The sequence below is a fragment of the Variovorax sp. OV700 genome (genome assembly GCF_900099805.1).
In the GTDB taxonomy this organism is placed as follows: domain Bacteria; phylum Pseudomonadota; class Gammaproteobacteria; order Burkholderiales; family Burkholderiaceae_C; genus Variovorax.
Window position 1 is genome coordinate 1 of sequence record NZ_FNDR01000032.1, and the last position, 2,896, is coordinate 2,896.

3 protein-coding genes are annotated in these 2,896 nt (G+C 66.9%); all 3 read right to left on the minus strand.

Going from position 1 to position 2,896, the window contains the following annotated elements; genetic code table 11:
* Positions 1–1,394 (minus strand): NAD(P)(+) transhydrogenase (Re/Si-specific) subunit beta (locus BLR24_RS30170; RefSeq protein ID WP_093024366.1); only part of this gene is annotated, 1,394 nt, incomplete at its 3' end.
* A complete protein-coding gene (locus BLR24_RS30175; protein WP_093024363.1) occupies positions 1,391–1,720 on the minus strand; it encodes an NAD(P) transhydrogenase subunit alpha part 2 in 330 nt (109 codons plus the stop codon). The genes BLR24_RS30170 and BLR24_RS30175, both read right to left, overlap by 4 nt.
* A gap of 38 nt (positions 1,721–1,758) precedes the next feature.
* Positions 1,759–2,895: a Re/Si-specific NAD(P)(+) transhydrogenase subunit alpha gene (locus tag BLR24_RS30180; RefSeq protein ID WP_254787679.1), complete on the minus strand. Its 1,137-nt coding sequence runs from the start codon at positions 2,893–2,895 to the stop codon at positions 1,759–1,761.
* Between the last annotated feature and the right edge of the window lies 1 nt (position 2,896).

Consider the following 2,896-nt stretch of genomic DNA (forward strand, 5'->3'; position numbering starts at 1 on the left):
TTCTTCGCATCCCCAAAGACCATCATGGTCTTGTCCATGTAGAACAGCTCGTTGTCCAGGCCCGCATAGCCCGCGGCCATGGAGCGCTTGTTCACGATCACCGTCTTGGCCTTGTAGGCCTCCAGGATCGGCATGCCGTAGATCGGCGTGCCCTTCTGCAGCGCGGCCGGGTTCACCACGTCGTTGGCGCCCAGGATGATCGCCACGTCCGCCTGCGCGAACTCGCCGTTGATGTCCTCCATCTCGAACACCTGGTCGTAAGGCACCTCGGCCTCGGCCAGCAGCACGTTCATGTGGCCCGGCATGCGGCCCGCCACCGGGTGGATCGCGTACTTCACCGTCACCCCCTTGTGGGTGAGCTTCTCGGCCAGTTCGTTCACCGCGTGCTGGGCACGCGCCACCGCCAGGCCGTAACCCGGCACGATGATCACCGTCTCGGCGTTGGACAGCATGTAGGCCGCGTCGTCGGCGCTGCCGCTCTTGACCGGCCGCTGCTCCTTCGCGCCGCCGGCCGTGCTGACCGCCTCACCGCCGAAGCCGCCCAGGATCACGTTGAAGAACGAGCGGTTCATGGCCTTGCACATGATGTAGCTCAGGATCGCGCCCGAAGAGCCCACCAGCGAACCGGCCACGATCAGCATCGCGTTGTTCAGGCTGAAGCCGATGCCCGCAGCCGCCCAGCCCGAATAGCTGTTGAGCATCGACACCACCACCGGCATGTCGGCCCCGCCGATCGGAATGATGATGAGCACGCCCATCACGAAGGCCAGCGCCAGCATCGCGAAGAAGGCCGGCCAGCTTTCGGTGGCCATGAACACCAGCCCCAGGCCGATCATGGCCAGGCCGAGCACGAGGTTCAGCATGTGCTGCCCCGCGAACTGCACCGGCGCCCCCTGGAACAGCCGGAACTTGTAGGTGCCCGAGAGCTTGCCGAAGGCGATGACGGAGCCGCTGAAGGTGATGGCGCCGATGGCCGCACCCAGGAACAGCTCCAGCCGGTTGCCGGTGGGGATCGGCGCGCCCTTGGCGATGCCTTCGAGCATGGCCGCGGGTTCGACCACGGCCGCGACCGCGATGAACACCGCCGCCAGGCCGATCATGCTGTGGAAGAAGGCCACCAGCTCGGGCATCTTGGTCATCTCGACCGTCTTGGCGCGGTAGGCGCCGTAGCCGCCGCCGGCCACCAGGCCCAGCAGCACCCAGGCCAGGCCCATCAGGTGGCCGCCGGCCAGGTTGTAGATCAGCGCCCCGGTGGTCACCACCGCGATGGCCATGCCGGCCATGCCGAAGAGGTTGCCGCGGATGGACGTGGTGGGATGGGACAGGCCCTTCAAGGCCTGGATGAAGCAGACGCTGGCAACCAGGTAGAGCAGCGTGACGACGTTCATGCTCATTGGGCGGCTCCCGCTTCAGCCTTGGGTGCGGCCTTTTTCTCTTTTTTCTTGAACATCTCGAGCATGCGCCGCGTGACCAGGAAGCCGCCGAAGATGTTCACCGCCGCCAGCGCGACCGCGAGCACGCCCATGGTCTTGCCCAGGGTGGTTTCGGTGAGCGCGGCCGCCAGCATGGCGCCCACGATCACGATGGCCGAGATGGCGTTGGTCACGGCCATCAGCGGCGTGTGCAGCGCGGGCGTGACGGTCCACACCACGTGGTAGCCCACGTAGATGGCCAGCACGAAGATGATGAGGTTGATGACGGTGTGGGAAACGGGATCCATGATTTCTTCTCCTCGCGTGAGTGCCGGGGGGTGGCGGCTTATTTCTTCGTGACCTGGCCGTCGTGCGCGACGCGGCAGGCAGCGACGATGTCGTCCTCGAGGTCGATCTTCAGGCCGCCCTCCTTGGTGACGATGAGCTTGAGGAAGTCGAGCACGTTGCGCGCATAGAGCGCCGACGCGTCGGCCGCCACCAGCGCCGCGAGGTTGGTCTCGCCCACGATGGTCACGCCGTGCTTCACCACGGTCTTGTCGGCTTCCGACAAGGGGCAGTTGCCGCCCTTCATCTCTCCATTCACGTCGGGCCCCTTGCCGGCCGCGATGTCGACGATCACCGAGCCCGGCTTCATGGCCTTGACCATGTCCTCGGTGATGAGCGTGGGTGCGGCGCGCCCCGGGATGAGCGCGGTGCTGATGACGATGTCGGCCAGCGCCACGCGCTTGGCCACCTCGACCTGCTGGCGCGCGAGCCAGCTGGGGGGCATGGGCTTGGCGTAGCCGCCGACGCCGACCGCGGCTTCTTTTTCTTCGTCGGTGTCGTAGGACACCTCGATGAACTTGCCGCCGAGCGATTCGATCTGCTCCTTGACGCTCGGGCGCACGTCGGACGCTTCGATGACGGCGCCCAGGCGCTTGGCGGTGGCAATGGCCTGCAGGCCCGCCACGCCGACGCCCAGGATGACCACGCGCGCCGCCTTCACGGTGCCGGCGGCGGTCATCAGCATCGGGAAGAAGCGCTGGTACTTGTCGGCCGCGATCATCACGGCCTTGTAGCCGGCGATGTTGGCCTGCGATGAGAGCACGTCCATGCTCTGGGCGCGGGTGGTGCGCGGTGCGGCTTCAAGCGCAAAGGCGGTGAGGCCGGCCGTGGCCAGACGCTGCAGGCCGGCGGCATCGAAGGGGTTGAGCATGCCGATGACCACGGTGCCCGGCTTCATGCGCGCGGTTTCCGATTCGCTGGGCGTGCGCACCTTGAGCACCATGTCGGCTCCGAAGGCGCCTGCCCCATCGACGATCTCGGCACCGGCGGCCTGGTAGGCGGCATCGGTGACGCTGGCCGCAATCCCCGCCCCCGACTGCACGCGAACCGCGTGCCCCGTGGCGACAAGTTTTTTCACCGTCTCGGGCGTAACGGCCACACGGGTTTCGCCGGCCGTCGTCTCGGCAGGCACGCCTATC

Coding starts and splice junctions, on each gene's coding strand:
- BLR24_RS30175 (WP_093024363.1), bottom strand. CDS start 1,720: ATGGATCCCGTTTCCCACACCGTCATCAACCTCATCATCTTCGTGCTG.